25 protein-coding genes are annotated in these 25562 nt (G+C 44.3%); 16 read left to right on the top strand and 9 right to left on the bottom strand.

Annotated features, from left to right (window positions below):
* Position 1 precedes the first annotated feature (1 nt).
* From HMPREF1535_RS00215 to HMPREF1535_RS00240, 6 genes are all read right to left on the bottom strand, one after another.
* On the bottom strand, positions 2-994 hold the full coding sequence (locus tag HMPREF1535_RS00215; RefSeq protein ID WP_007658739.1) for an HlyD family secretion protein: 993 nt from the start codon (positions 992-994) through the stop codon (positions 2-4).
* 45 nt (positions 995-1039) lie between these two features.
* Positions 1040-2473, bottom strand: coding sequence for a TolC family protein (locus HMPREF1535_RS00220; protein ID WP_007658740.1), 1434 nt, complete (start codon positions 2471-2473; stop codon positions 1040-1042).
* A gap of 74 nt (positions 2474-2547) precedes the next feature.
* On the bottom strand, positions 2548-3765 hold the full coding sequence (locus HMPREF1535_RS00225) for an MFS transporter (protein WP_046144967.1): 1218 nt from the start codon (positions 3763-3765) through the stop codon (positions 2548-2550).
* 467 nt (positions 3766-4232) lie between these two features.
* On the bottom strand, positions 4233-4775 hold the full coding sequence (locus HMPREF1535_RS00230; protein WP_007658742.1) for an FHA domain-containing protein: 543 nt from the start codon (positions 4773-4775) through the stop codon (positions 4233-4235).
* Positions 4776-5641: 866 nt separating this feature from the next.
* Positions 5642-6517, bottom strand: a complete 876-nt coding sequence (locus HMPREF1535_RS00235; RefSeq protein ID WP_046144968.1) for an NAD kinase — start codon at positions 6515-6517, stop codon at positions 5642-5644.
* A 13-nt stretch (positions 6518-6530) separates the two neighbouring features.
* Entirely contained in the window at positions 6531-7190 is a 660-nt protein-coding gene (locus HMPREF1535_RS00240; RefSeq protein WP_046144969.1) for a CBS domain-containing protein, read from the bottom strand.
* 85 nt (positions 7191-7275) lie between these two features.
* Between HMPREF1535_RS00240 and HMPREF1535_RS00245 the strand changes: the two genes are divergently transcribed.
* The 6 genes from HMPREF1535_RS00245 (at position 7276) to HMPREF1535_RS00270 (ending at position 11563) form a co-directional block, all read left to right on the top strand.
* Positions 7276-7995: a pyridoxine 5'-phosphate synthase gene (locus tag HMPREF1535_RS00245; protein WP_046144970.1), complete on the top strand. Its 720-nt coding sequence runs from the start codon at positions 7276-7278 to the stop codon at positions 7993-7995.
* A 33-nt stretch (positions 7996-8028) separates the two neighbouring features.
* Positions 8029-8739, top strand: a complete 711-nt coding sequence (locus tag HMPREF1535_RS00250; protein WP_007658773.1) for a MotA/TolQ/ExbB proton channel family protein — start codon at positions 8029-8031, stop codon at positions 8737-8739.
* 8 nt (positions 8740-8747) lie between these two features.
* Positions 8748-9158 carry an ExbD/TolR family protein gene (locus HMPREF1535_RS00255; RefSeq protein WP_007658774.1) on the top strand — a complete coding sequence of 137 codons (411 nt, stop codon included), beginning with the start codon at positions 8748-8750 and terminating at the stop codon, positions 9156-9158.
* Positions 9159-9163: 5 nt separating this feature from the next.
* Positions 9164-10000: an energy transducer TonB family protein gene (locus HMPREF1535_RS00260; protein ID WP_046144971.1), complete on the top strand. Its 837-nt coding sequence runs from the start codon at positions 9164-9166 to the stop codon at positions 9998-10000.
* 10 nt (positions 10001-10010) lie between these two features.
* Positions 10011-10556, top strand: a complete 546-nt coding sequence (locus HMPREF1535_RS00265; RefSeq protein WP_046144972.1) for a DJ-1 family glyoxalase III — start codon at positions 10011-10013, stop codon at positions 10554-10556.
* A 92-nt stretch (positions 10557-10648) separates the two neighbouring features.
* Positions 10649-11563, top strand: coding sequence for a DMT family transporter (locus HMPREF1535_RS00270; RefSeq protein WP_046146338.1), 915 nt, complete (start codon positions 10649-10651; stop codon positions 11561-11563).
* Between the two features lie 41 nt (positions 11564-11604).
* On the opposite strand, the gene HMPREF1535_RS00275 is transcribed toward HMPREF1535_RS00270, so the two are convergent.
* On the bottom strand, positions 11605-12504 hold the full coding sequence (locus tag HMPREF1535_RS00275; protein WP_046146339.1) for a 1,4-dihydroxy-2-naphthoate polyprenyltransferase: 900 nt from the start codon (positions 12502-12504) through the stop codon (positions 11605-11607).
* An 88-nt stretch (positions 12505-12592) separates the two neighbouring features.
* On the opposite strand from HMPREF1535_RS00275, the gene HMPREF1535_RS00280 reads away from it, so the two are divergent.
* The 6 genes from HMPREF1535_RS00280 to HMPREF1535_RS00305 all read left to right on the top strand — a co-directional run bounded on the left by HMPREF1535_RS00280 (position 12593) and on the right by HMPREF1535_RS00305 (position 16872).
* On the top strand, positions 12593-12991 hold the full coding sequence (locus HMPREF1535_RS00280; protein WP_007658789.1) for a hypothetical protein: 399 nt from the start codon (positions 12593-12595) through the stop codon (positions 12989-12991).
* Between the two features lie 185 nt (positions 12992-13176).
* Positions 13177-13389 carry a hypothetical protein gene (locus HMPREF1535_RS00285; RefSeq protein WP_007658790.1) on the top strand — a complete coding sequence of 71 codons (213 nt, stop codon included), beginning with the start codon at positions 13177-13179 and terminating at the stop codon, positions 13387-13389.
* A gap of 40 nt (positions 13390-13429) precedes the next feature.
* Positions 13430-13636 (top strand): hypothetical protein, encoded by a 207-nt coding sequence (locus HMPREF1535_RS00290; RefSeq protein ID WP_010802493.1) that lies wholly within the window; start codon positions 13430-13432, stop codon positions 13634-13636.
* A gap of 200 nt (positions 13637-13836) precedes the next feature.
* Complete coding sequence (locus HMPREF1535_RS00295; protein ID WP_046146340.1) at positions 13837-14784, top strand: calcium/sodium antiporter; 948 nt, start codon at positions 13837-13839, stop codon at positions 14782-14784.
* A gap of 80 nt (positions 14785-14864) precedes the next feature.
* Positions 14865-15566: a nucleoside-specific channel-forming Tsx family protein gene (locus HMPREF1535_RS00300; protein WP_007658793.1), complete on the top strand. Its 702-nt coding sequence runs from the start codon at positions 14865-14867 to the stop codon at positions 15564-15566.
* 10 nt (positions 15567-15576) lie between these two features.
* Complete coding sequence (locus HMPREF1535_RS00305) at positions 15577-16872, top strand: NCS2 family permease (protein WP_007658794.1); 1296 nt, start codon at positions 15577-15579, stop codon at positions 16870-16872.
* Positions 16873-16953: 81 nt separating this feature from the next.
* Here HMPREF1535_RS00305 and HMPREF1535_RS00310 read toward each other — a convergent pair whose 3' ends face one another.
* Positions 16954-18996 carry a M13 family metallopeptidase gene (locus tag HMPREF1535_RS00310; RefSeq protein WP_007658795.1) on the bottom strand — a complete coding sequence of 681 codons (2043 nt, stop codon included), beginning with the start codon at positions 18994-18996 and terminating at the stop codon, positions 16954-16956.
* Positions 18997-19152: 156 nt separating this feature from the next.
* Between HMPREF1535_RS00310 and HMPREF1535_RS00315 the strand changes: the two genes are divergently transcribed.
* Positions 19153-21492, top strand: coding sequence for a beta-galactosidase (locus tag HMPREF1535_RS00315; protein WP_046146341.1), 2340 nt, complete (start codon positions 19153-19155; stop codon positions 21490-21492).
* A 16-nt stretch (positions 21493-21508) separates the two neighbouring features.
* On the opposite strand, the gene HMPREF1535_RS00320 is transcribed toward HMPREF1535_RS00315, so the two are convergent.
* Positions 21509-22513 (bottom strand): AI-2E family transporter, encoded by a 1005-nt coding sequence (locus HMPREF1535_RS00320; RefSeq protein ID WP_007658800.1) that lies wholly within the window; start codon positions 22511-22513, stop codon positions 21509-21511.
* 837 nt (positions 22514-23350) lie between these two features.
* On the opposite strand from HMPREF1535_RS00320, the gene HMPREF1535_RS25250 reads away from it, so the two are divergent.
* The 3 genes from HMPREF1535_RS25250 to HMPREF1535_RS00335 all read left to right on the top strand — a co-directional run bounded on the left by HMPREF1535_RS25250 (position 23351) and on the right by HMPREF1535_RS00335 (position 25366).
* Positions 23351-23767, top strand: coding sequence for an NVEALA domain-containing protein (locus HMPREF1535_RS25250; RefSeq protein ID WP_010802488.1), 417 nt, complete (start codon positions 23351-23353; stop codon positions 23765-23767).
* 67 nt (positions 23768-23834) lie between these two features.
* Complete coding sequence (locus HMPREF1535_RS00330) at positions 23835-24965, top strand: 6-bladed beta-propeller (protein WP_044246761.1); 1131 nt, start codon at positions 23835-23837, stop codon at positions 24963-24965.
* On the top strand, positions 24962-25366 hold the full coding sequence (locus HMPREF1535_RS00335) for a hypothetical protein (RefSeq protein ID WP_007658802.1): 405 nt from the start codon (positions 24962-24964) through the stop codon (positions 25364-25366). Before HMPREF1535_RS00330 ends, HMPREF1535_RS00335 begins: the two co-directional genes overlap by 4 nt.
* The last annotated feature ends 196 nt before the right edge of the window (positions 25367-25562 follow it).

Raw genomic sequence — 25562 nt, forward strand, 5'->3', positions numbered from 1 at the left:
ATTATTGTTTTCCCAAATCAACCAGGACCGACATGCCGGGACGCAGTCCGTCGACCGGCTTTACCGGAAGGGCATGTATCTCGAACGTCCTTAAATCATAACTTCCGGTCTGCTTTGTGGATTTCCAGGTAGCGAAACTACCCAGCGGACTGACATAGTTGATCTTGAACTCAATATCTTTTGCGGCAATAGCCGGCACGTCGGCAAGAAATGTTCCGCCCATCTTAAATAATGGCAGACGGTCTTCACGGACATTCAGCACGACATGTGCATCATCCAGTACCACCAGGTTCATGATCGGCATCCCGGCACCGACCAACTCTCCACGTTTCGGGAAAATAGTCGATATCTGACCTGATTCGGGAGCAACCAGGCGGGCATCCTGTAAAAGGGCTTCTACCTCGTTGACTGTACCCTGGGCGGCTGCCACCAGTGAACGGGCGCTTTCCTTATCTTGTATCCGGGCACCGTCGCGAGCCATCTGGTATTGTTCATAACAAGCGCGTTCGTTAGCCACGGCTGCGTTATAAAGCGCTTCCACTTCATCTTTTCGCTGGGAGGTGACCACGCTATCTTTATAAAGGGCCTGAATACGGTCGTAAGTCGTTTTTGCCAGTTGTAAATCCGATTTTGACTTGTTCCATAATTGAAGGACGGAGGCAACGATTTGTTTACGGGTTCCTTCGTCGATTTTCTGGTGCTGGTACTTGGCAATATCTTCCAGGGCATTTACTTGTTGGTATTTAGCCATTGCTTCCGGACTGTTGATGACGACAAGCGTATCGCCGGCTTTTACATGCTGTCCCTCTTTCACAAGGAACGTATCGATACGCCCAGGGAGTTTTCCGGAGATACGTATTTCGGTAGATTCAATCTGCCCCTGAAGGATAACCGGCTTTTTCTTCAGCAACAGCATCCCTACAGCGGATATGATTATAACGGCGATCAATACCACTATAAAAGAGATCGTCAGATATTTCTTAGTCTTGTCCATAATTATTTGTGTTTTTTGTTAATTCAATTATTGATATAAAGTAGATTAAATTATCTCCGTTACCCCTTCCACCCTGTATTGCTGGAATGCTTCCGGAATGCCACAGATAGAAAGTAAGTTGATCAATGCCACATCATACTGGTAATAAGCCAGCAGGAAAGCGGTCTTTACCTTTGACAACATTACCTCGGCATCGACCACCTCGGTTGAAGTTGCCATTCCCTCCTGGAAGGATTTCTGACGGATACGGACCAGTTCCTCGCTCATTTCCAAAGTTGTATTCAGAGCCTTTACATTGTCGAGGGCATTCTGCAACTGAGTATAATATTTATCTACGCCGACCTTCAGTTCGGTGACCGCTTTGTCCTTTCCTATCGCCAGCGTCTGGCTGGTCAGACGGGCCTGACGTATCTTTTTCTCCCGGTTCAAACCGTCGAAGATATTCCAGGTAAAACCGACACCGATCATTGTGCGGGGCATCAGGTATTTATCCACCCCATTTGAATAAAGCGTCTGTTTTCCGAATAAGGCAATAGTGGGAAGGTATCCGGTACGGCCTATCTTCAATTCGTTGCCGGCTATATTTTGCTGTAGTTTCAACTGGTTCACCATATAGTTGTTGACCGGTACCAGTTCTTTGAAATAATCGGCCGAAGGAATATTCTCATTGATGAAAAGGGAAGTTGTCGTGCTGATCTCCTTATCGGCATCCAGATCAATCAGGCTTTTCAGCGCTTGCCCGGCCACTTCCAAATCTTTGCGGGCGGAATCCAGTTCACGTTTAGCCTCATCCATGCTCACCTGGGCAAAAAGACGTTCCGCACGGTTGATCATCCCGTTCTGTTCCAGTTTGAGAGCCTGGTCATAATGGGTTTTCAAGGAATTATACGTAGCTTCTTTCACGGCGACAACACGTTGTCCGAGACGCAAACCGAAATAACATTCAACCAACTTCGATTGCTGGTCGGCATTGACCTGTTCACGGTTTACCTCAGCGATACCGACCATTGTTTTCCCGATCTTACTGGCGAAAATACGTTTACCGCCAGTAAACAGGGGCCAGGTTACATTGGCGTCGATAGAAGTGATATTCTGCGAAATAAGCGGCAGCGTCAACGTGTTCTGACCGATCTTATCCAGGATAGAAGAGATAAACTGATCATCGGGGATGATGGAATGGACAAAGTCTTTTGCCGGGTCGGTGAACTGGTTAAGCGGCTGTTTGACCTCGATAGGATTCGACATATGCACAAAAGCGCCGGCCGCTCCAACCGAAGGATACCAGAATGAGTTCAGTTTCTGATGCTCGTTCTTTGCCAGTTCAACTTCCTTCCCTGCCATCCGGATACTACGGTTTCCTTTCTGAAGCAGTTCCATCGACTGTTCCAGAGTCAGATCTATCGTCTCTGTCTGGGCAGAAGTAATGGCAGGAAAAAGGAACAGCAAGCCAATACTGAAATGCGTTAAGTTATTAATCATAAATACGTTTAAATTTAGTTTGAGCGAAATTTATGATTAATAACAACACCCTCTCGGGGATTGTTCAGCGGGAATTAACTTCCTTTTTCCGAGGCTTTCTTCAAGTCCGGTAAAAACCAGGTCACCAGTCCGATCAGCGGCATATAACCACACACATTATAAACCGTCTCAATACCATACTGGTCAGCCAGATTCCCCAGCACAGCCGAAGCGATCCCCGCCACCCCGAAGGCAAAACCAAAGAACAAACCGGAGATCAGTCCTAATTTATAAGGCAATAACTCCTGTGCATATACCAGAATTGCCGGAAAAGCAGACGATAATGTCAGACCGACGCAAAAACTCAGAACTGCCGTCAGATATAAACTATGTACATGCGGCATAAACAGAGAAAAAGGAGCCGCACCGAGAATGGATGCCCAGATAACATATTTACGTCCAACCTTATCACCGATCGGACCGCCCATCAAAGTTCCCAGGGCAGTCGCTATCAGAAAGAGGAACAGGAACAACTGCGATGACTGAACGCTCACATCGAACTTCTCTATCAGATAGAAAGTATAGTAACTGTTCAGGCTCGCCATATAAATATATTTGGAAAAGATAAGAATCAACAGGATGGATATGGAGAATATCGTTTTCCCTAGCGGCAACGGCATTTCGATATGACGTTTCGAAGTTCCGACATCTTCACGTTTAAACCGCAAAAGCAACCCCTTGTACCAACGTCCTACCGAAGTCATGATCAGGATAGCGACGAAAGCCAGAATAGAGAACAAGGCAATATGGCTCCGTCCGTAAGGTGCCACCAGGATAGCGACCAATAGCGGTCCCAGCGATCCCCCCAGGTTTCCCCCCACCTGAAATAATGACTGCGCCAGTCCTCTCTTCCCTCCCGACGCCAACGACGTCAGCCGCGAAGCCTCCGGATGGAATATCGACGATCCCACTCCAATCAAAGCCACAGAACACAAAACCCAGGGTAAAGAACCGGCAAATGCCAGGCTTAGCAAGCCGATCAACGTAAAACTCATCCCGATCGGTAACGACCACGGGGACGGATGTTTGTCAAAATATAATCCGGTAAGTGGCTGAAAGACCGATGCCGCCGATTGGTAAACCAGTGTAATCAACCCGATCTGCGCAAAATTCAACGCCAGATCATCTTTAAATAACGGATAAACAGCTGTAATTACAGATTGCAGTGAGTCATTTATACAATGTGATATGCTCAATGCCACTAAGATACGGAAGGTAATCCCACTTGCCGATTCAACCTTATTTTGTCCCATTTGTAAACCTTATTGCCTATTGAGCTGCAAAAGTACATATAAAATAACGGACAAGGAACCATCCTTTCATTATAATCAGGTAAAACGGATGATCCAAAGTGTTAAAAACAGACAGAGTTCAATTATAAAAATTCCTCAATTAACATTTACAATTATTGTAATATACAGACAACTCGCTTTGATTCATAAAGCGACACCTGCATTAACACAGGGCTTTAACAAAACTTTTCTTTCAGTTCTTTTTGATTCTTTACGTAAATTGCCGTGAGCCAAATAGAGTTACAGTTGTTTTATCGTTGAACAACTAAACAAAAAGCATGAATAATGAGATTTAAACTTTAGAACTGCGCCGGAGATGAAAGGTAATCTTGTATCCATCTCTCCCGAAACCTACGCCAATTCCCCCTATCTCCCTTATCGCCCTGATGTAAGAGATCGTTCACTCCGGAGCAGTATCTAAGTTTAATTTAAAAATCTTCCTCTTCTTCCCCTCCCGGAACATGTAAAATAAAAGTAGTAGCCCCCATAGTCACGATAGCTCCTTCACCGATCCGTACCTGTTCTTTTTTTCCCAGCAGTACACTGCGGAGGAATGTGCCGGTCATACTCTGGTTATCGCGCAAGGTATAAACGAATTTACCATCCCTGTCCTGTTTCACATTAATAATACAATGTTTACGTCCCACACTCGGGTCACTGGTAATAATAGGAACATCCACACCTTCCGTGTCCTTATTCCTTCGTCCTATCATATTATCCCCCATCACAAGCGGCAATTCCTGTTTAAAGCCAAAAGTATTCTCGATCACAGTGATATAACCACAGGAAAAATCAGGTTCCTTCACTTCTTTTTCCTGTCCGGACTCCGTACGCACAGTCTTTCTACCCAGTTTTATCTTAAACTGGGAACCACACTGAGGACATACAAAAGCCAGGATTTTCCCATCGGGATACTTTGTTTCATCGAATGATAACTGATTATCACATTTGGGGCAGAATATTCTTTTCATATCTTTATTTGAAGCATTTACGTTTTAAGAAGTACAAAGATAAGTCTTTTTCCACGGAAATAAAGACCGATACGTCTATAAAACAGAAAAGCCATCCATCACGGACAGCCAATCTTCATTGTTAACCTTAAATCTAATACCATGAAAAACACAGTGCAAATATAGAGGTTTTATGTTATTCAGCATAATATTCACCTCAAAAATGCCATTCATTTAATACAGTTTAACAAAAACATGCTACACAACACATTTCTACAGCATATTCACACTATAAAATGTCATTATCCACACAGATAACATTCTTTACTATCAGAATATCGCAGAAATTTTACGTACTTCTGCCAGCCGCTCCATAAATGTCTTGTCTTTGCGGGTAGCTTGCATTATCTCCTAAAGAGACCTTTCAAAATAAAATTCCCCGAACCAAGAAAATCTCGATCCGAGGAACAATCTTACAACATACCGTAAACTATTCTATCTCCGGTCTGTCCCCTCCACCTTCACTTCCTTCTCCGGAAGGAGCTTTGGTTTCGTTGGTACTGTCTTTGTCATTAAAGTCCATTCTTTAATAGCGACTTTTGAGTCGGGCTACTTTTCACCTACACTCAGCAATACAGGAGGCTTTGTCTTTAACTTTGCAGAAGCATTTTAAACAGGAACCTTATAAACGCAAAAAAGGCCATCCATCACGGACAGCCAATCTTCATTGTTAACCTTAAATCTAATACCATGAAAAACACAGTGCAAATATAGAGACTTTATGTTATGTAGCATAACATTTCGCTTGGAAATCTCATTTATTTAATATGATTTAACAAATACATGCTATAAAACATCTTTTTAGAGCAGTTTTACACACCCTATCCCTATTTCATTCTTGCATCGGCTCCCCACATCAGCTTCTCACGGAGAGTCTGATAAAAGGTATGATTATATCTTTTTATTACTTTCGTCGTATAGTCTGCTTTCGTCACTGTCAGCTGGATACCCGCCGGAAAGACTTCCGAACGGCCGTCGAGAGAGATCAGAAAGGATTTATTCCGGCTTTCCACTCCCAACGTGATCGTATAGGTGTCCGGAATGATCAACGGACGCACATTCAGGGAATGAGGTGCAACCGGACTTAATACGATATTCTTACTTTGCGGGATGATGATCGGTCCGTTTACGCTCATAGAATAAGCGGTAGAACCTGTCGGTGTTGCGATCAGCAAACCGTCCGCCTGATAAGAAGCCAGGTATTCATCATTCAAAGAAGTGTGAATCGTGATCATGGAAGAAGTATCGCGTTTCAGGATAGCGATCTCATTCAAGGCATAGTTATACCCATGAAAGGCCCGTTCTTCCGTATGAAGCCGTAACAGGGTACGCTCTTCTATCTTATAATAGTTCTTGAACAGTTCCTCCAACGTGTCTTCTATATCATTACCTCCGACATCGGCCAGAAAACCAAGACGCCCGGTATTAATTCCAAGAATAGGAATATCCTGCCGGTTCACACGGGCAGCCGTACGCAGGAACGTTCCGTCTCCACCCACACTCAGGGCGACATCGAGATCAAAATTATCATCGGTCAGCAGTCCTGCCACCGGAGGTTCATAATTGAGTATATCAGTAAGAAAATTATAGAAACGTACATCTACGTAGATCTCCGCTTCCTGGGATATCAGTTTTTCAAACAAACGTTTTATCTGGCTCTGTTTTTCTACCTGATATTTACTACCGAATATGCCAACTCTCATAACTTTCAATCAATTAGATATTCATATAATGCAACAATTCGTTCATCCGTTGCTGCAACAGATCGTCCACCATCCCTTTTTCCATGAAATAATAAAGGACAGTATAGTTAAAGCGCTCGAAACTACGGATCACCGGTGAGGCATCCTCCAGGTCTATCTTTATAATAAGATGTAAGCGTCCGGTATCCTTATCCGTGTATGAAAGCAGGTTCAGGACATGCGCATTGTTCGACTCGACCAATCGGGCTATATCCGTCAGCGAATAATCCTGCGGCATCACCTCCAGGACGAACACGCTGCCCGAAGTCTCGGCATTACACAATTCCGAAAGGATATCGATCAGCTTATCCCGCGTGATCGCCCCCTGGTATTCCCCTTCCGGAGTAACAACCGGAAGCAGGCTCAACTGATAGCGGGCTATCAATGCCAGCGCCTCGTGAATATGTGTATTTTCCATTACACTGGGAGCAAACAGAACCGGTTCGCCAATCGTTGCCGCAGGATCAGGCATAGCCAGAAGATCCTTTTCCGAGATCAGGCAACGATATATCCCTTCGCTCGATAACGGTAGATGTTTTAACTTAAAATCATCCATTAGCGCTAAAGCATATTCTCCTGTGTCAAAACTTTTTAACACAGGAAGTTCCTTCGTTATGAAATCTTTCACCAACATTATTCTGTTAATTCCCTTAATTCTGCTAAATTTGCCGATACTTTTGTGCAAATGTAATGAAAGAAAAAAGATATAACGATATACGATGACAAATTTAAGTGTAAACATTAACAAGGTAGCAACCATTCGTAACGCACGCGGTGGTAATATGCCTGACATTTTAAAAGTCGCCCAGGATTGCGAAAATTTCGGCGCACAAGGAATTACAGTTCATCCCCGTCCGGATGAAAGACATATCAAATACAGTGATGTGTATGGATTGAAACCTCTGATCAGGACAGAATTTAACATTGAAGGATATCCCTGTAACAATTTTATAGACCTGGTTCTGAAGGTTAAGCCGACACAGGTTACACTCGTGCCGGATGCTCCCGATGCCATCACTTCGAATGCCGGATGGGATGTGAAAACACATTTCGACCAGTTGAGTGAATTGGTGGATACTTTCACTGCACAGGGAATCCGTACCTCTATTTTTGTAGGAACAGACCTTGCCAATATCGAACTGGCTGCAAAAACAGGAACAGACCGTATCGAACTTTACACAGAACCCTATGCAACCAATTATCCGGTTAACAAGGAAGAGGCTGTCACACCGTTCGTTGCCGCCGCCCAACTGGCTAAGAACCTGGGCATGGGTGTCAATGCGGGTCACGACCTGAGTCTGGAAAACCTGGCCTGGTTCAGTCAGAATATCCCCTGGCTGGAAGAAGTATCCATCGGCCATGCCCTGATCTGCGATGCTTTATATCACGGATTACAGGAAACAATCTCCCTATACAAAGCGTGTTTACAACAGAAATAACGAATTAATATTAACGAATAAGTATACAAACCTATGAGTATTTTACTTTCCCTACAGGCAGTAGGGGCACAGACAGCAGAGCAGATGCCGGATCTGACGGCAGTAACAGTCCCCACTGAAGCAGAGATCAATGTGATAGACCTTGCATTCAAAGGAGGGTGGATCATGGTTGTACTATTGCTGTTATCACTAATGGCAGGTTATATCTTTATCCAGCGTTTACTGGTCATCCGTCGCGCCGGTAAAGAAGACCAGAATTTCATGAACCGTATCAAAGACTATATCCACGAAGGAAAAGTAGATTCGGCCCTCAACCTGTGCCGAAGCACCAACACTCCTTCCGCCCGTATGATCGAAAAGGGTATCACCCGCCTGGGCCGTCCGATGAACGACGTGCTTGTGGCTATCGAGAATGTAGGTAACCTGGAAATTGCAAAACTTGAAAAAGGATTCCCGCTGATCGCTACGACAGCCGCCGGAGCCCCGATGCTCGGTTTCCTCGGAACAGTAACCGGTATGGTACGTGCCTTCTTCGATATGGCTAATGCCGGAACAAACGTAGACGTATCCCTGCTTTCAGGCGGTATCTACGAAGCTCTTGTAACAACCGTAGGCGGCCTGGTTGTCGGTATCATCACTTTGTTTGCCTACAACTACCTCGTATCGCAGGTGGATAACGTGGTGAACAAAATGGAAGCCCGCACCATGGAATTTATGGACTTATTGAACGAACCGGCTAATTAACAAAGCGAATGGCACTAAAACGAAGAACAAAAGTAAACGAAGCCTTCAGCATGGCCTCTATGACCGACGTCATATTCCTGCTGTTGATCTTCTTTATGGTCACCTCTACGGTAGTCATTCCGAATGCCATCAAGGTAACATTGCCGCAAGCCAAGAAGCAGACGGCAGCCAAACCGCTTACGCGGGTTACCATCGATGCCAACCTGAACTACTACGTAGCCTTCGGTAACCAGCGGGAAACGCAGGTCACGTTTGACGAGATCACCCCGTTCCTGCAAGACAGTTATGCAAAAGAGCCCGAAATGTTCGTCGCCCTTTATGCTGACGAAACAGTTCCTTATAAAGAAATCGTAAAGATCCTGAACATAGCGAACGAAAACAAATTCAAGATGGTGCTCGCCACCCGTGCGCAGAAATAACAGATATGAAATTCAACAAAGATGACATATACAGTATAGCCGGTTCAGTCGCTTTCCACCTGGCGATCTTTCTGATCCTGTTGTTCACGGTACTACGGACGGAGATTCCGGAAGAAGACGGGGGTGTCCTTGTCAATTTCGGAAACGTCAATTCCGCAGCCGGTACCTTCGAACCCAAATATACGGGACAGGAACTGCCACAGGAAACGACCACGCCTCCCCCTCCACCTACTCCGCCGGTAGAGACACCGAAGGAGGAAGTCATTACGCAGGACATCGAAGAAAGTGTTGCCATGGCTGATGCCAAGAAGAAGGAAGAGCAAAAAAAGAAAGAAGAAGAGCGTAAACGGAAAGAGGAAGAAGAACGTCGCAAACGCGAAGAGGCTGAAAAGAAACGTCTGGAAGAAGAACGTCGCAAGAAGGAACAGGCCATCAGCAACCGTGTTGCCGGAGCATTCGGTATCGGTGGTGCAGAAGGTAACAGCCAGGGCGATGCAGAAACCGGAACAGGTAACCAGGGAAGTCCGTTCGGCAACTCCGACCACGGAGCCAACGAAGGCGTAGGCGGTTACGGTTCGTTCAACCTGAACGGCCGTTCCATCGGAGCCGGAGGCCTGCCCCGTCCCGCTTATACCATCCAGGAAGAAGGCAAGATCGTGATCAACATCACGGTAGACCCGAAAGGGAATGTGATATTTGCAGAAATAGGAAGAGGTACCAACATCGACAACGCCTCCATGCGTAAAAGCGCACTGGATGCAGCCAAACGGGCTAAGTTCAACAGCATCAGCGGAGCGAACAACCAGAGTGGTACGATCACCTATGTGTATAAACTAAAATAAAGGAAGTAATATGAAGAAAGCAATTGTATTTTTAGCCAACGGTTTCGAAGAAATGGAAGCCCTGGGTACAGTCGATATCCTGCGCCGCGGAGGTATTGAAGTGACAACTGTTTCCATCACAGCCAACCCTGTCGTAACGGGAGCACATAATGTTCCGGTTACTGCCGATACTACTCTGGAGAAGGTAAACCTGACAGATGCCGATGCTTTGGTCCTCCCTGGAGGCATGCCCGGTGCATCCAACCTGAACGATTCAGAAGCGGTAAAGGAAGCCTTGCTGCAACAATACCGCGACAATAAAATCGTTGCCGCTATCTGTGCTGCTCCGATGGTCTTAGGCGGACTAGGCTTACTGAAAGGTCGCAACGCCACTTGTTATCCCGGCTTCGAACCGAAACTGATCGGTGCCAACGTTACCGGCGAAGCAGTAGAAGTATCCGACAACATAATAACCGGAAAAGGTCCGGGACTGGTCATAAACTTCGGTCTTGCCCTGGTAGCCGCCATCAAAAATGAAGCGGTGGCAGAAGAAGTGGCAGCTGGATTGCTTGTTTAATCATCTGAAATAATATTTAAGAGCCGTGATATAACCTGATAATATCACGGCTTTTTTGTATGTTTGCAGCCGTTTTAGCAAAAGGTAAAAAGATGAACAGTAACATAAAAGGATTTGTATACGGCATTGCCACTTCCGCTACTTTCGGTTTGATCCCGTTATTCACCCTGCCGCTGATGGCAAAGGGGATGCAGTTTGATTCGATCCTTTTCTACCGTTTTCTGTTTGCCTCGATAGCACTGGTGGGTATTATGGCTAGTAAAAAGGAATCCCTGCGTATCGACAAAAAAGATATACCGGTGTTAGTCCTGCTGGGGTTCTTTTACACGGCTTCGGCCATGTTTCTTTTCTGGGGATATAATTTCATGTCGGCAGGGATAGCCACGACATTACATTTCACCTATCCGATATTCGTTACACTTATCATGTTATTGTTCTTCCGCGAAAAAACATCGTGGGTAACGTTGTTGGCTATTGGGCTGGCAATCTGCGGGGTTGCTCGTCTGTCGATCAATGAAGGAGAGATGAAGCTAAGTGTACTGGGCGTATTTATCGTACTCCTGTCTGCTGTCGGATATGCGCTTTATATTACTACCGTCAACAAATCGAGAGTGCATACAATGACAGGCAGAAAACTGACATTCTATGTATTCATTGTCAGCACCATCCTGTTTTCCATTAAGGCAAGCACCAACGAAGGGATACAGCCGATCCCCGACACGATGTCGCTAGTCAACCTGATACTTCTGGCTATTGTCCCGACAGTCATTTCAAATATCACCCTGGTACTGGCTGTTCATAATATCGGTGGTACGCTGACTGCCGTATTGGGAGCTATGGAACCCGTTACCGCTGTCTTCGTAGGTGTACTCGTCTTCGGCGAACCGTTCACATTCAATCTGGCCATCGGCATCCTCCTTATTATCATCGCCGTCACCATGATCATCCTCTCCAAAAGCATACAAAAAGCCCTACGGGGACTCCGCAGGGCTTTGTTTCATTTATAAGAATATTCTCGAATAAAGAAATACGACACAGTATATTTCCGCTATAATCCTGTCGTTAACGAGATTAACAGAAGCGATAACAGCAGGGTGAAGAGAAAGACATTGCGGGCGGTATGACCCAGGGTCTTATTGAGTTCGCGTCCTTCAAAACGGTAAAGTTGCCGCCAGGTCGCATAAAAGAGGGCAAAAAAGGCGGCGAACAGGAACTGTATCCACCAAGGTGCGTCCAGCATCAGGGGCATAGCCAGCAAAAGCGCCACTACCCCGTTCAACAGGTAGAATATCCGGCCGAAACCGCGCCCGAAAAGGACGATGGTGGTCCGCTTATGCGATGCCTTGTCCTGCACATAATCACGATAATTGTTCACGACAAGGATATTTGTGGAAAGCAATCCGACCGATACGGACAGCAGAAATGATAACAGGGAAAAGGACAGCGCCTGTATATAATAGGTGAAGCATACCGGGATGATCCCGTAAAACAGAACCACGCAGACATCGCCCAGACCGTTATAGGCCAGCGGAAAAGGCCCAGCGGAGTATGCCAACACACAAAGGGCGATGGCAATACCGACGGGTATCAACTCCCACCCGGCATAAAACAGCAGCATACATCCGCAGAAACACGACAGGCCCAAGGTGAGAAAAGTGGCTTTCAGCATGGCTTTCGGAGTGATCCATCCCTGAGCGACGGCACGCTCGGGCCCTAAGCGGTCTTCCCGGTCGGCTCCCTTTTTAAAATCAAAATAATCGTTGGCAAAGTTACTGGCTATCTGTGCCAGCAAAGCTACTCCAAAACACAAAAGGGCCGGTACGAACCGGAATACTCCCTCGCACCAGGCTAAAACACATGCCAGCAGCACAGGACTTAACGATGCCGGCAGCGTTTTCGGGCGCGCGGCCTCCACCCATGATTTAAAAAGGCTCTTCTCTCTTTCCATCTTTCCTCGTTCACTTTTAACGGACAAAAGTATAAACAAAAACCACAATGATTTGTTTTTTTAATAGGAATTCGTATATCTTTGCAGCATGAAAAATTTTCTGTTCATATTGACTCTGCTTTTCGGCATGTTGCTTTTTTCTCCCCAGGAGGAGGTTGAAAGCGACAACATCGCTGTGGCTCAAAAAGAGGCAGTCATGAAAGAAAAAGGTTCTGCGGATGTACAATATTACCTGAACGTATTAAGCACCGACCTGAAAGAAAGCAAAGGTCTGACTGCACGCAGAACGGTTCAATCGACTAATAATACATTTCATTTGCGCACGCTGAAAATAGCGGAAAAAGTACTTCAGGATATCCGCCTGAAGGAGATGAATGCACAACGGAAAGTGCTGGAAAATGTATCAGAATGTCAAACCATAAATCTGTCTACCCTTCTTTGCCGCATGGGGGAACATGTGTTTGCTCTGCGGAAACTCATTATTTAGTAATTGATAATTACTTTTGGCTTGATCCAAAAGTAATCAAAAGATCAAGGCTACACCGGCTTCGCTGAGGCCTTGTCAAGAACGCCATGCGTTCTCTTCGGATTGCCGACACTGCCTGTCACATTGATAAGTAAGGCTTCGAAACAATCCGGTCATTAATTATTAATTACTAAAAATGAAATATTATGTCTACTAAAAAATCAAATAAAACACGTATTTATGTTTCTGTTATTATAACTGTTGTTGGTTGCGTACTAGCTTGTAGTTCTATCATTCCTAACGATTACCTGAAGTTATTGGTGGTAATGGGTGCTCTGGGATATGGATTATATGGCATCATGAAAGGTTTGAGCAATACCGGCTCTGCTGAAGAAACTGCTATCGAAGAAAAAGAATAAGCATGTTTGAACAAAAGTAACCATTAAAAAGTTTAATAAAATGAAGATAAATAAAGATTTGGTAGATGCCGTCATGATGGTGTCGTTTATCATTTTGGTGTTGATCGGTACAACCGATTTTGAAAACGCTATCACAAAAGATGTAACAATGGGAGCATTAGGGCTGGTAACAGTCGCCATGGTCATACTCCGTGGCATACAACTGAGACAGGCAGCCAAAGAGCCTAAGGAAGAATACGAATATTAAATCACTAATACGAATATTCCTAACAACCCTAACTGAAATGTCTAGTTGCTTCCTGCTGTTATTCCGGAGCGATCCGGGGTTATCCGAGGTGCGTTTTTCTGCCTAAAAAATAACTTGCTGTTTACTTGGTTACGGTGGCAACATCCACCGGACAACAGGAAGCCGGACATTGTAATAAAAAGATTAGTAAATTTGCGACCATGATAACAAGCGTAACATTATTAGTTCTTTCGCTGTTTGCTCTCTACATCGGAGCAGGCTGGCTGGTAAAGGGTAGTACGGAGATAGCCCTGAAAGCAAAGATATCAAACCTGGTGATCGGTCTTACGATCGTTGCATTCGGTACCAGTGCCCCGGAATTGGTGGTCAGCCTGAATGCGTCCTTATCCGGGCAGGGCGATATAGCCGTGGGGAACATTATCGGTTCCAATATTTTCAATATCGCCACCATTCTCGGTATATCCGCCGCCATCCAACCGCTACAGGCCAAACGCCAGCTTACCCGCCTGGATATTCCCATACTGATCGCCGCTACCGCCGTCTTCACGCTCCTGTTCTGGAACGGGGTACTCGGAAGGCTGGAAGGTTGTTTCTTTTTAGCGGGCATCATTATTTATACGGTTTTCAGCCTGTACTATTCACGCAAACATGAAAAGAAAGTGGAAGAACAGATCGGGGAGTTGGAGAAACAACCTGAACCCTGGTATAAAGATGTCCTGTATATCGTGGGCGGCCTGGTGATCCTGATCTTCGCCTCCAACCTGCTGGTCAACAATGCCGTATCCATCGCCCAGGAACTGGGTGTCAGCGAAGCGGTCATCGGACTGACTATCGTTGCCGCCGGAACAAGCCTGCCGGAACTGGCCACCTCGGTCGTGTCGGCCCTCAAAAAGAATCCCGATATTGCGATCGGAAATATTGTCGGTTCCAACCTGTTCAATATCCTGGCTATAGCGGGAACCAGTTCTGTGGTAAGTCCGATCGCTGCCAAAAACGTCAATTACGTCGACCTGCTGGTTATGCTGGGATTAACCCTGCTCCTGCTTCCACTGGTGAAAAGCGGACAAAAGATTTCACGTGCCGAAGGGTGGGCGCTTATACTTGTGTATTTATGCTACCTGGCATGGCTGCTCAGAGATCTGATCTAATCGTGTAAAAGCAGGGCTTTTTTGAAGGTCTTGCTTTTTTTATACCTTTGTGGCTTCCATACATATTTTAAACGATCAGAATGAGAAAGTTTTTTACCCTAGCAGTCCTATTACTTGCCGTTTTCTGTGGGAAAGCGCAAAACGTTCAGTTACATTATGATTTCGGAGGCGCCTTGTACGACAAGGACCTGGACGGGCGTCCGGCACTGACCTCCACTGTGGAAATGTTCAAACCGGATAAATGGGGAAGCACCTATTTTTTCGTGGATATGGACTACAAGAGCAGCGGGGTCGCTTCGGCTTACTGGGAGATTGCCCGCGAACTGAGTTTCTGGCAACCGCCTTTTTCCATCCACGTAGAGTATAACGGCGGACTGATGAAGGGAGCCTCCTACAACAATGCTTACCTGGGCGGTGCCACCTATACCTATAACAGCAAAGATTTCAGCAGGGGAATCACTTTCACCGCCATGTACAAATATATCCAGAAGCATAAAACACCCAATAATTTCCAGCTGACAACCACCTGGTATCTTCATTTTGCCAAGAACGGCTTGTGTACTTTCAGTGGCTTTGCCGACTGGTGGCGGGAAAAGAACGACCACGGGAACTTTATTTTCCTCTCCGAACCGCAGATATGGGTAAACCTGAACAAGATAAAAGGCGTAGACGAGAAATTTAAACTGAGTGTGGGCAGTGAAGTGGAGTTAAGCCATAACTTCGGAGGACGGAACGGCTTCTATACTATTCCGACACTTGCTGTAAAATGGACATTCGATTAAATAAACCGGCATGATACAAAAACTTTTAGGGTTTGATAAACAAACCATGAGAATCCGTACGGAAGTTATCGCAGGTATAACCACATTCCTGACAATGAGTTATATCCTGGCTGTGAACCCATCCATCCTGGGAACTACCGGTATGGACAAAGGAGCAGTTTTTACGGCCACGGCTCTGGCTTCCGCAATTGCCACCCTGCTCCTCGCCTTTATGGCCAAACTGCCGTTCGCACAGGCACCTAGCATGGCGCTGAACGCATTTTTTGCTTTCACGCTGGTACAGGGCATGGGATATTCCTGGCAGACGGCGATGACGGCGATGTTTGTCGAAGGGGTGATATTCATCCTTATTACTTTTCTGAATATCCGGGAGATCATACTTAACAGCATTCCCATGAACCTGCGGTATGCCATATCGGCTGGGATCGGCATGTTCATTGCATTCATAGGGTTGAAGAATGCGGGGATCATTGAATCCAACCCTGTCACCTATGTGATGTTCGGGGCCTTTACGCCGTCTTCGGTCCTGGCGATGGTCGGGATATTGTTAAGCGGCATACTGATTGTCAAAAAGGTGAAAGGCGCATTGTTCTACAGTATCCTGATCTGTACCCTGATCGGCATCCCGCTGGGGGTGACGGAAATACCGGAAGGATTTCTTCCTGTCTCCATGCCCCACTCGATGGAACCGACATTCTGTAAGTTCGATTTTTCCGAGTTCTTTACACTGGATATGGCAGTAGTGATCTTTACCTTATTGTTTATGAATATATTCGATACGGTAGGGACATTGGTCGGCCTGGCTTCGAAGACCGGGATCATGGGAGAAGACGGGCATATCCCGCATGTGAAAGAGGCGATGATGTCCGACGCGATAGGTACTACGATCGGGGCGATGATGGGAAGTTCCACCATAACGACGTATGTGGAGAGTGCCTCGGGTATTGCGGAAGGAGGACGTTCGGGTTTCACTTCACTGATAACCGGACTGCTGTTTATCCTGGCTTTGTTTTTTGCGCCGTTGTTCCTGCTGATTCCCAGTGCAGCCACAAGCGGGGCGCTGGTGCTTGTCGGCGTGTTTATGATGGATTCGATCTCCAAAATCGACATGGAGGATATGTCGGAAGCACTACCGGCTTTTATCACCATCATTATGATGATCCTCACCTACTCCATTGCCGACGGGATGGTGTTGGGACTGCTCTGCTATGTATTGGTAAAGCTGTTCTGCGGCAAGCACAAGGATATCAGCATCACCATGTATATACTGGCAGCCTTGTTTATACTGAAGTTCATCTTTGCGTAAAAGCGATATTCAGAGATATAAAAAGGAGGTGTAGCAAAAGCCTGTTTTGCTACACCTCCTTCACATTATATATTCTATGTATTACCAGATAACTACCCGTTCGGCAGGCAGCATGTACATCGGGTCGCCTTCTTTAATATCGAATGCCGAATAGAAGGTGTCGATATTACGCAAAGCGGCATTTACACGCCATTTACCCAATGAGTGCGGGTCGATCTTTGTCAGCAACAGGATTTCTTCAGGACGGATATTTTGTCCCCACAAGGTTGCATATCCCAGGTAGAAACGTTGTTCGTTTGTGAATCCGTCGATCGGAGCCGGAGTTTTACCTTTCAGGGAATTCAGGTAAGCCAGGTGAGAAACCAGCAAACCGCCCTGGTCAGCGATGTTTTCTCCCAATGTATAACGTCCGTTCGCATGAACACTGTCTGCAACGATAATATTGTCGTACTGCTGAACCAGACGGTCGGCACGTTCCGTAAAGAGGGCTGCATCTTCGGGAGTCCACCAGTCGGCCAGGTTACCGTTTTTATCGTAATTACGTCCCTGGTCGTCGAACCCGTGTGTCATTTCATGACCGATCACCACACCGATAGCACCATAGTTAACGGCATCGTCAGCTTCCGGGTTAAAGAAAGGAGGCTGAAGGATAGCTGCCGGGAAGCAGATTTCGTTTGTTGTCGGGTTGTAGTAGGCATTTACAGTCTGCGGTGTCATTCCCCAGCGGGCTTTGTCGACCGGTTTACCTGCTTGTTCCAGCTGGTACTCCATATCGAAGATATTCGAACGGCACACATTTGCCCAGTAAGAATCATCCTTGATCTCCAAAGCGCTGTAGTCACGCCATTTATCAGGGTAACCGATCTTTACGATAAAAGCAGACAGTTTTTCCTGCGCTTTCGCTTTTGTCTCATCGCTCATCCATTCCAGACCTGCGATACGTTCCGACAATGCTTTCTGCAGGTTTCCTACCAGCTCAAGCATCTTTTCCTTGGAAGAAGCCGGAAAGTATTTAGCCACATACATTTGGCCGACAGCTTCGCCCAAGGCACTGTTCACTGTAGACAGCGAACGTTTCCAACGCGGTTTCTGTTCCAGCTTTCCGGACATCACTTTTCCGTAAAAGTCAAATTCGGCTGCCACAAAATCATCACTCAGGTAAGGAGCAGCCGCATTCAAGAGGTTAAAAGCCAAGTAGTATTTCTGTTCGTCGATAGAAACATTTTTCATGAATTCGCCCAACGCTTCATAGAACGGAAGTTGTTTGGCATCGAGATATTCAATTTCCATCAAGCCCATGCTTTCAAAATAAACATCCCAGTCGAGCGGGTTGTTGTTTGCCTTGAACTCCTGCAACTTGATCTTATTATAGTTCTTCTGGCTGTCGCGCAGGTCTTCACGACTGAAAGAACTTTTGGCGATGCCTGTTTCTATTTTCATTACGGCATTGACAGCAGCTTCGGCCTGCTCAGGAGAAGCACCGGTCAATGTGAACAACTGGTTGATGAATTGTTTATACGCATCGCGCATTTTTACGGAGGCATCGTCTTCCACCAGATAATAATCGCGGTCACCCATACCGAGACCTGCCTGATACAGCTGTACGATATTCATAGAACTGTTCTTCTCATCGGCATCGACGAACAAAGCGAAGAAAGGAGCCATTCCTTCTTTATGCAAGGTTGCCACCATTTTGGCAACATCCGCTTTCGTTCCCAGACGGTTAATTGCATCCAATTGTTCCTTGACGGGAGCCAACCCTTCCGTATTCAGTTTTACACTATCCAATCCCATTTCATAGAGCATGCTGATCTTCTGAGCAACGCTTCCGGCTTCCTGGGGTTTGGAATCCAGCTCTGTGATAAGCGTACGCAATTGTTCCTGATTATTCTCAATCAACTGATCGAATGTGCCGAAGCGGGAATATTCCGGCTTCAGAGGATTGTTCTTTATCCAGCCTCCGCAAGCGTACTGATAGAAATCTGTACCGGGAGCCACTGTCGTGTCCAGATTTGCCAGGTTGATGGCATCATTTTTTGCAGTTTCCTTCACAGGTGACTGACTGCATCCCGACATTGTTATCATACCGACAGCAACCAACGGAATCATCATTAACTTTTTCATTTTTGTTCAACGTTTACTTGAATTATGCCGCAAAGGTACATAAATTCAGTAAAATAGAACCGATTTTAATTCAATATGACCGATTATTATACCTGTATTTTCTTTTCTTTTATCTACTTTTACCATCGGAAAATATTTATAAACTTAATTTTTATCATGAATCACTTTATGAAGACCGTATCACTCCTGATGGTCATGTTGATTTGCGTACTGAGCGGATGTAAAAATCAGTCCGGCAGCAACGGCACTTTTGAAATCGGTGACAAAACATTTCTGCTAAACGGCAAGCCTTTCATTATAAAGGCCGCCGAAATCCATTACACCCGAATCCCCGTAGAATATTGGGAACATCGTATCCAGATGTGCAAAGCGTTGGGCATGAATACGATTTGCATCTATGCGTTTTGGAATATCCATGAACAGAAACCGGGCGAGTTCGATTTCAGCGGACAAAACGACATTGCTGCATTCTGCCGTCTGGCTCAGAAAAACGGTATGTATATCATGCTCCGTCCCGGCCCGTACGTTTGTTCCGAATGGGAAATGGGAGGCCTGCCTTGGTGGTTATTGAAAAAAGAAGATATACAGCTGCGTACAAACGACCCGTATTTCATAGAACGTACACGTATCTATATGAATGAGATCGGCAAACAACTGGCCGACAGGCAGATTACACGGGGCGGTAATATTATTATGGTACAGGTTGAAAACGAATATGGTTCTTATGCGACCGATAAGTCGTATATTGCCAAAAACCGGGATATCCTGCGCGAAGCCGGGTTTACCGACGTTCCCCTGTTCCAGTGCGACTGGAGTTCCAACTTCCTGAACAATGCACTCGACGATCTGGTATGGACCGTTAATTTCGGTACCGGAGCCAATATCGACGAACAATTCAAAAAGCTGAAAGAAGTACGTCCGAACACCCCGCTAATGTGTAGCGAGTTCTGGAGCGGCTGGTTCGACCATTGGGGACGGAAACATGAAACACGTGATGCGGAAACAATGATTGCCGGACTCAGGGACATGCTGGACCGCAATATTTCTTTCTCCCTCTATATGACCCACGGAGGTACGACCTTCGGACATTGGGGAGGCGCAAACAGTCCGGCCTATTCAGCCATGTGCAGTTCATACGATTACGATGCCCCGATCAGCGAAGCAGGTTGGGCAACACCCAAATATCACAAACTACGCGAATTCATGGCAAACTATATGGCTCCGGGTGAAGTACAACCCGAAATTCCCGACGCATTCCCGGTGATCGAGATACCCGAGTTTGAACTGAAAGAGACGGCTCTGTTATTCGAGAACCTGCCGGAACCTAAAACCAGCCGCGACATCAAACCGATGGAGCAGTTCGACCAAGGCTGGGGCAGCATCTTGTATCGTACCACCTTGCCGGCAGTCAAAGCAGGTACCACCTTATTAATAGACGAAGTGCATGATTGGGCACAGGTTTTCATCGACGGTAAACTGATTGGCCGCCTGGACCGCCGCCGCGGAGAATTCACGATTAAATTACCGGCTACAGCTGCCGGCGCCCGACTGGATATCCTGATCGAAGCAATGGGACGTGTAAATTTCGACAAGGCGATACACGACCGGAAAGGTATCACGAACAAAGTGGCACTGATCACCGAATCCTCATCCGACGAACTGAAGGACTGGCAGGTATATAATCTCCCTGTAGACTATTCATTTGTAAAAGATAAGAAATATACACCGGGTAAAAAGGTTGAAGCGCCTGCTTATTACCGTGCTACTTTCAATCTCGAAACTCCCGGCGATGTATTCCTGGATATGCAGACCTGGGGAAAAGGTATGGTATGGGTAAACGGAAAAGCCATGGGACGTTTCTGGGAAATCGGCCCTCAGCAAACATTATTTATGCCGGGTTGCTGGCTTAAAAAGGGAGAAAACGAAATTATCGTTCTCGACCTGAAAGGACCGGAAAAAGCATCTGTCAAAGGCCTGAAAACACCGATACTCGACATGTTGCGTCCGGAAGCACCGCTTACCAACCGCAAAGAAGGGCAAAACCTGAACCTGAAAAACGAAAAGCCTGTGGGACAAGGTTCTTTAAAGGCAGGAAACGGTTGGCAGGAGGTAAAATTCGATGCTCCTGTACAGGCCAGTCATTTCTGTCTGGAAGCTCTCAACGCCCAGGATGGAAAAGACAACGCTGCCATCGCCGAGTTTTATCTGCTGGATGAGAACGGCAAACCGCTCAGCCGCCAGCATTGGAAGATCGCTTATGCAGACAGCGAAGAAACTTACGGAGGTAATTTTACCGCCGATAAAATATTCGACTTGCAGGAATCCACTTACTGGAGTACGGCCAGAGGAGCCAAATACCCGCATCAGGTAGTCATTGATTTGCGCGAAAATGTAACAGTCTCCGGCTTCCGTTACCTGCCGCGTGCCGAAGAGGGCTATCCCGGAATGATCAAAGACTATAAAGCATATGCAAAAATGACTCCGTTCAGTTATTGAACGGGGTCATTCCCCTTTATTTATCCAAATACTCTTTTTTGAACATCGAAAAGCAAAGTATAAAGACAGAGATCAGGAGCGGACCGAATATAATTCCCATAAAACCAAACAGGGACAAACCGATTATTACTCCGAAAATCGTGATCAGCGGATGGGTATCCGCCATTTTTTTCTGTAAGATAAAACGAATCAGGTTATCCACGTTAGTGATAACGATCAGTGCATAGGCTGTCAAAGCCAGCGCATTTACCCAATCGCCGGTCAAAGCCATGTAAACGGCAAGAGGCAGCCACACCAAAGCAGTTCCCACAACTGGAATAATAGTCGCAAAACAGGTCAGAAAACCGAATAAAAACGGGCTAGGCGCATTAAACACCCAATATCCGATCATCGCGATAACACCCTGGATGATTGCCAGCAGAGGGATACCGATCGCATTGGAGGTAACGATCATATTGATCTCTTTCAGTACTTCGCGTTTATTTTCTTTGCTGAAGGGCAGGATTTCATAAATGTATGTTTCCATCTTACTCCCTCCGATCAGCATAAAATAAAGGATAAGAACCAGAACTGCCACATTCACTGCAAAACCGCTGATACCTCCCATCAGGGCCTGTCCGATCTTAGGCAGGACAGAGACAATAGATGAGATATTATCTTTTTCCAATACATCAAAGCCGGTCTTCTCCCTGACCAGGTCAGCGATATGCTCAAAAGAACTGATCAGTTCGGATGGGTTCAGGTTTATATTCTGAAGTTTATTAACGAACAACCAGACAGCCAGAGACAATGGTATCAGAAAACACAAGATGGTTTCAAGTAATAGCAATATGGCAACCAGGCTACGGTTCCAATGTCTCTTCTCTGTCAGGTACTGCAGTTGCTTTCGCAATAATATATAAATGGTACATGCACCGAGTATTCCTCCCAGAAACGGAGTAAATTCGATAAAAAGTATGATTCCCATTACCAGAATGATAGTGATCAGGGAATATTTCCAGTACGACTCTTTCAAGCTCATATTTGTTTATAATATAACATTCAACATCCTGTTTACAGTCATGACCTCCGGTCATTTGTATATAAAACAAATTATCTGCCACAGTTGTTAAGATTATCATATCAAAATATCAAAATGATAATTTAAGTACTTAATTACCCGGATATAACGCCCCAGGATCTTACAAGGAGATTTTTATGCAATTCTCCGGACATTCGATTTTACCATATTGACCCAAGAAAAGAAGAAAAAAGGTCAATTTTAAATAATACACCTATATATTGTAACTATTTATTCCCAGATCTCCGATTTTACAAGACTTATTAAAAACCATTTCATCCAACCACCAGAGGCCTTCTGTAGAAAAAACATGCCTAAAAACATAAGATTTGGAACTAAAAGATGAGCAACCCTATCAAGGAGAAAGCATATTTAACATATTTTTTTACTGCAATAAACTTAAATCTCATTTAAAACGAATTTTTTTTCGTTTTAAATGAGATGAATTTTTGTTTAAACCAAATTGAATTTGGTAAGAAATTCGAGAACAAAAAAGGTAATTGTTAAATAATGTATTAAACACATCTCTAAAACACCTATCCAGAGCAATATATACGTAAGCTGTTTTGAGTATTTCAAATCCATTTAATACAAATACACAGGATTAAGCATCTATTTGCCAAAAGTTTTTTTTAGCAGTACGCTCCGTTTTCGAATATAATCAAGTTCAATTATAACTACAGACACAAATTCTAAGTCCTTTCTTAGTCAACTTTTCCACGTACAGTCCGGAACCCTCCAATTCATTATTTAAACGGTTGACTATATTTGCATCGTTGAACAACAAAACGATCAGTCATGAAAAAAACTATTCTAAAACTACCCCTGGTGATTTGCCTAATTACAGCAAGTTGCTACCTCTATTTACAAAAAGACAACGACCTCAATAATTTGGTCATTAAAAACATCGAAGCATTAGCCGAAGATGAATATTATGAGGTAGTAATAGCAGCCTTGGCTGCTATAAATGTGAATCTTGCATTCAATAGTGAAGAATCTGTCATTGATTTGTCTTTGACAAGTATAATGGCTCTGGCAAGGGGAGAGACTGATATTTGTTCGATTTGCGGTAATGATGTTAATACTTGTAATTGCGATGATTATGGTATCACATGTGACCATGGTAGTTGTGACGGAAAAGTATGTCATAAAAACACGGATAATTGGTCTTGTCGATGTGCGGCAAATGGGAATCCATATTCTTTTTGTATATAATACACAAAAGAAGTCCGGCTATTTTTTCCGGACTTCTCTTTTTGGACTTTTTAATCAGATTGAAAAAATGAAGAAACTATTTATACTGTCTTTTTTGATATGCTTTACTATGTGTACCCCTAAGCCACAAACTAGTGATGCTATTTTCGTTGATTTGGATCAACCGGAGGAAGCCTCTTTATTCAATTACTTTCGTTCTATAGAATTAATTCCATTGGAAACATCTTCGGAGGTTCTTATTAAGGGCATTACGAAAATAATTGTCCACCAAGATCGTTATTATGCATTGGACAAACCTCTATGCCTTATTTTTGTATTTGACAAAACTGGGAAATTTCTTTTTAAAATAGGCACAAAGGGACAAGGTGCCGGAGAATATTCATTTATCCAGGATTTCACTTTAAATTCCTTTTCAGGTAATCTGGAAATACTCGAACCTTATGGAAGAATACATGTTTACGATTTATCCGGCAAATTTATCGAAACAAAACGAATTGATTATCCAGGTTTTAAGGTCGCACACTCGCTGGCTGCTTTAGATAGTACCATCTATGTATCTCATTCGATGTTTGAACCTAAAAAGATTATTTATTTTAATCTTGATAAGCAAAAGTTGTTACATGAAGAATTTGAAGAGGATATGTCTCTTGGTAGTTACTCAAATATTCCTTATCAGTATCAGGATAACTGGTTCTTTTTCCGACCTGTCCATCCTGTTGTTTATAAATTGGGAAAGAAACGGCTTGAAGTCGCTTTTCAATTCAATTTTGGGAAATATACTAATGATGGTAGAACTGCTGTTCTTTCAAAAGAAGCAGAAAGAGATTTCGCTAAAAACAAAAAAGAAATGTTTGATCAATTTTCTTATATGATACAGTCTGTGAGACATAACAATAAATATATATTCGCATCACTTTTCTGGAAAGATCAAAATCATAGGGCAAATATAATACATGACAAATCTACCGGAAAAACAAAATATATCCTTGATTTTAAAGAAAAAGTATGGTTTAACTCCTATCGTGGGGAAGAAATAATAGTTACAGACGAATATGCCTTGATGCCTATCCAATGGGTTGATTTAGAAAAACGCATTACAAAAGAAATGCTGGATGACAAGCAAAAAGAAATTCTTGAAAAATTATTGCAGGCTGACATGGAACAAAATCCGATATTAATTAAATACTGGTTCAAATGAAAAATAAATCAACACAAATAGTTTTAAAATGTACTCTAGCAGGTTTTCTGCTATTCAATATCGGTTTGTTATTTTTGAATCAACAGTATAAAAATAAATTAAATAGCACAAAACAGAAATTAGAACACTTGGAAAACATTGAAATCATGTTTGAAGTATCCAAAGAAACAACTGTCACAAGATTCAAATACGAACAATGCAACATAGGTAATTCAACTATCTATTTAGGCTCTGATAACAAAACCCTCATCCCTGCCCTATCCATCACCGATCGGCCCAAATTGGTGATAGGCTTGAATCAGAATATGTGTCGACCATGTGTTGAAGGAGTATTTGCTCACATTAAAGAAGTTTTTCCTGATTTTGAATCAAATCCGGATATTATATGCAGCCGATATTGAACAACGATTCAAAGACGATTATTACGGCAAAAAAGTAGTAAGCTTTCATCAAAAAGAAGATTATCCTTTGTATGAAATAGAAACAACGCCATACTTTTTTATCCTTGATAAAGACTTATGTGTTAAATTATTATTTATTACTGATACAACAAGCCCTGAGCTAACAAAAGAGTATCTGAAAATCATTAAAGATCGT

The organism is Parabacteroides goldsteinii DSM 19448 = WAL 12034 (genome assembly GCF_000969835.1).
Classification (GTDB): Bacteria; Bacteroidota; Bacteroidia; order Bacteroidales; family Tannerellaceae; genus Parabacteroides; species Parabacteroides goldsteinii.

What these genes read in the sequence shown, in the direction of transcription:
- HMPREF1535_RS00315 (WP_046146341.1), top strand. Translation starts at nt 19,153, where the DNA reads ATGAATCACTTTATGAAGACCGTATCACTCCTGATGGTCATGTTGATT.
- HMPREF1535_RS00220 (WP_007658740.1), bottom strand. Translation starts at nt 2,473, where the DNA reads ATGATTAATAACTTAACGCATTTCAGTATTGGCTTGCTGTTCCTTTTT.
- HMPREF1535_RS25250 (WP_010802488.1), top strand. Translation starts at nt 23,351, where the DNA reads ATGAAAAAAACTATTCTAAAACTACCCCTGGTGATTTGCCTAATTACA.
- HMPREF1535_RS00285 (WP_007658790.1), top strand. Translation starts at nt 13,177, where the DNA reads ATGTCTACTAAAAAATCAAATAAAACACGTATTTATGTTTCTGTTATT.
- HMPREF1535_RS00270 (WP_046146338.1), top strand. Translation starts at nt 10,649, where the DNA reads ATGAACAGTAACATAAAAGGATTTGTATACGGCATTGCCACTTCCGCT.
- HMPREF1535_RS00235 (WP_046144968.1), bottom strand. Translation starts at nt 6,517, where the DNA reads ATGAGAGTTGGCATATTCGGTAGTAAATATCAGGTAGAAAAACAGAGC.
- HMPREF1535_RS00290 (WP_010802493.1), top strand. Translation starts at nt 13,430, where the DNA reads ATGAAGATAAATAAAGATTTGGTAGATGCCGTCATGATGGTGTCGTTT.
- HMPREF1535_RS00250 (WP_007658773.1), top strand. Translation starts at nt 8,029, where the DNA reads ATGAGTATTTTACTTTCCCTACAGGCAGTAGGGGCACAGACAGCAGAG.
- HMPREF1535_RS00260 (WP_046144971.1), top strand. Translation starts at nt 9,164, where the DNA reads ATGAAATTCAACAAAGATGACATATACAGTATAGCCGGTTCAGTCGCT.
- HMPREF1535_RS00265 (WP_046144972.1), top strand. Translation starts at nt 10,011, where the DNA reads ATGAAGAAAGCAATTGTATTTTTAGCCAACGGTTTCGAAGAAATGGAA.
- HMPREF1535_RS00295 (WP_046146340.1), top strand. Translation starts at nt 13,837, where the DNA reads ATGATAACAAGCGTAACATTATTAGTTCTTTCGCTGTTTGCTCTCTAC.
- HMPREF1535_RS00300 (WP_007658793.1), top strand. Translation starts at nt 14,865, where the DNA reads ATGAGAAAGTTTTTTACCCTAGCAGTCCTATTACTTGCCGTTTTCTGT.
- HMPREF1535_RS00310 (WP_007658795.1), bottom strand. Translation starts at nt 18,996, where the DNA reads ATGAAAAAGTTAATGATGATTCCGTTGGTTGCTGTCGGTATGATAACA.
- HMPREF1535_RS00230 (WP_007658742.1), bottom strand. Translation starts at nt 4,775, where the DNA reads ATGAAAAGAATATTCTGCCCCAAATGTGATAATCAGTTATCATTCGAT.
- HMPREF1535_RS00305 (WP_007658794.1), top strand. Translation starts at nt 15,577, where the DNA reads ATGATACAAAAACTTTTAGGGTTTGATAAACAAACCATGAGAATCCGT.
- HMPREF1535_RS00240 (WP_046144969.1), bottom strand. Translation starts at nt 7,190, where the DNA reads ATGTTGGTGAAAGATTTCATAACGAAGGAACTTCCTGTGTTAAAAAGT.
- HMPREF1535_RS00275 (WP_046146339.1), bottom strand. Translation starts at nt 12,504, where the DNA reads ATGGAAAGAGAGAAGAGCCTTTTTAAATCATGGGTGGAGGCCGCGCGC.
- HMPREF1535_RS00280 (WP_007658789.1), top strand. Translation starts at nt 12,593, where the DNA reads ATGAAAAATTTTCTGTTCATATTGACTCTGCTTTTCGGCATGTTGCTT.
- HMPREF1535_RS00215 (WP_007658739.1), bottom strand. Translation starts at nt 994, where the DNA reads ATGGACAAGACTAAGAAATATCTGACGATCTCTTTTATAGTGGTATTG.
- HMPREF1535_RS00225 (WP_046144967.1), bottom strand. Translation starts at nt 3,765, where the DNA reads ATGGGACAAAATAAGGTTGAATCGGCAAGTGGGATTACCTTCCGTATC.
- HMPREF1535_RS00245 (WP_046144970.1), top strand. Translation starts at nt 7,276, where the DNA reads ATGACAAATTTAAGTGTAAACATTAACAAGGTAGCAACCATTCGTAAC.
- HMPREF1535_RS00330 (WP_044246761.1), top strand. Translation starts at nt 23,835, where the DNA reads ATGAAGAAACTATTTATACTGTCTTTTTTGATATGCTTTACTATGTGT.
- HMPREF1535_RS00255 (WP_007658774.1), top strand. Translation starts at nt 8,748, where the DNA reads ATGGCACTAAAACGAAGAACAAAAGTAAACGAAGCCTTCAGCATGGCC.
- HMPREF1535_RS00320 (WP_007658800.1), bottom strand. Translation starts at nt 22,513, where the DNA reads ATGAGCTTGAAAGAGTCGTACTGGAAATATTCCCTGATCACTATCATT.
- HMPREF1535_RS00335 (WP_007658802.1), top strand. Translation starts at nt 24,962, where the DNA reads ATGAAAAATAAATCAACACAAATAGTTTTAAAATGTACTCTAGCAGGT.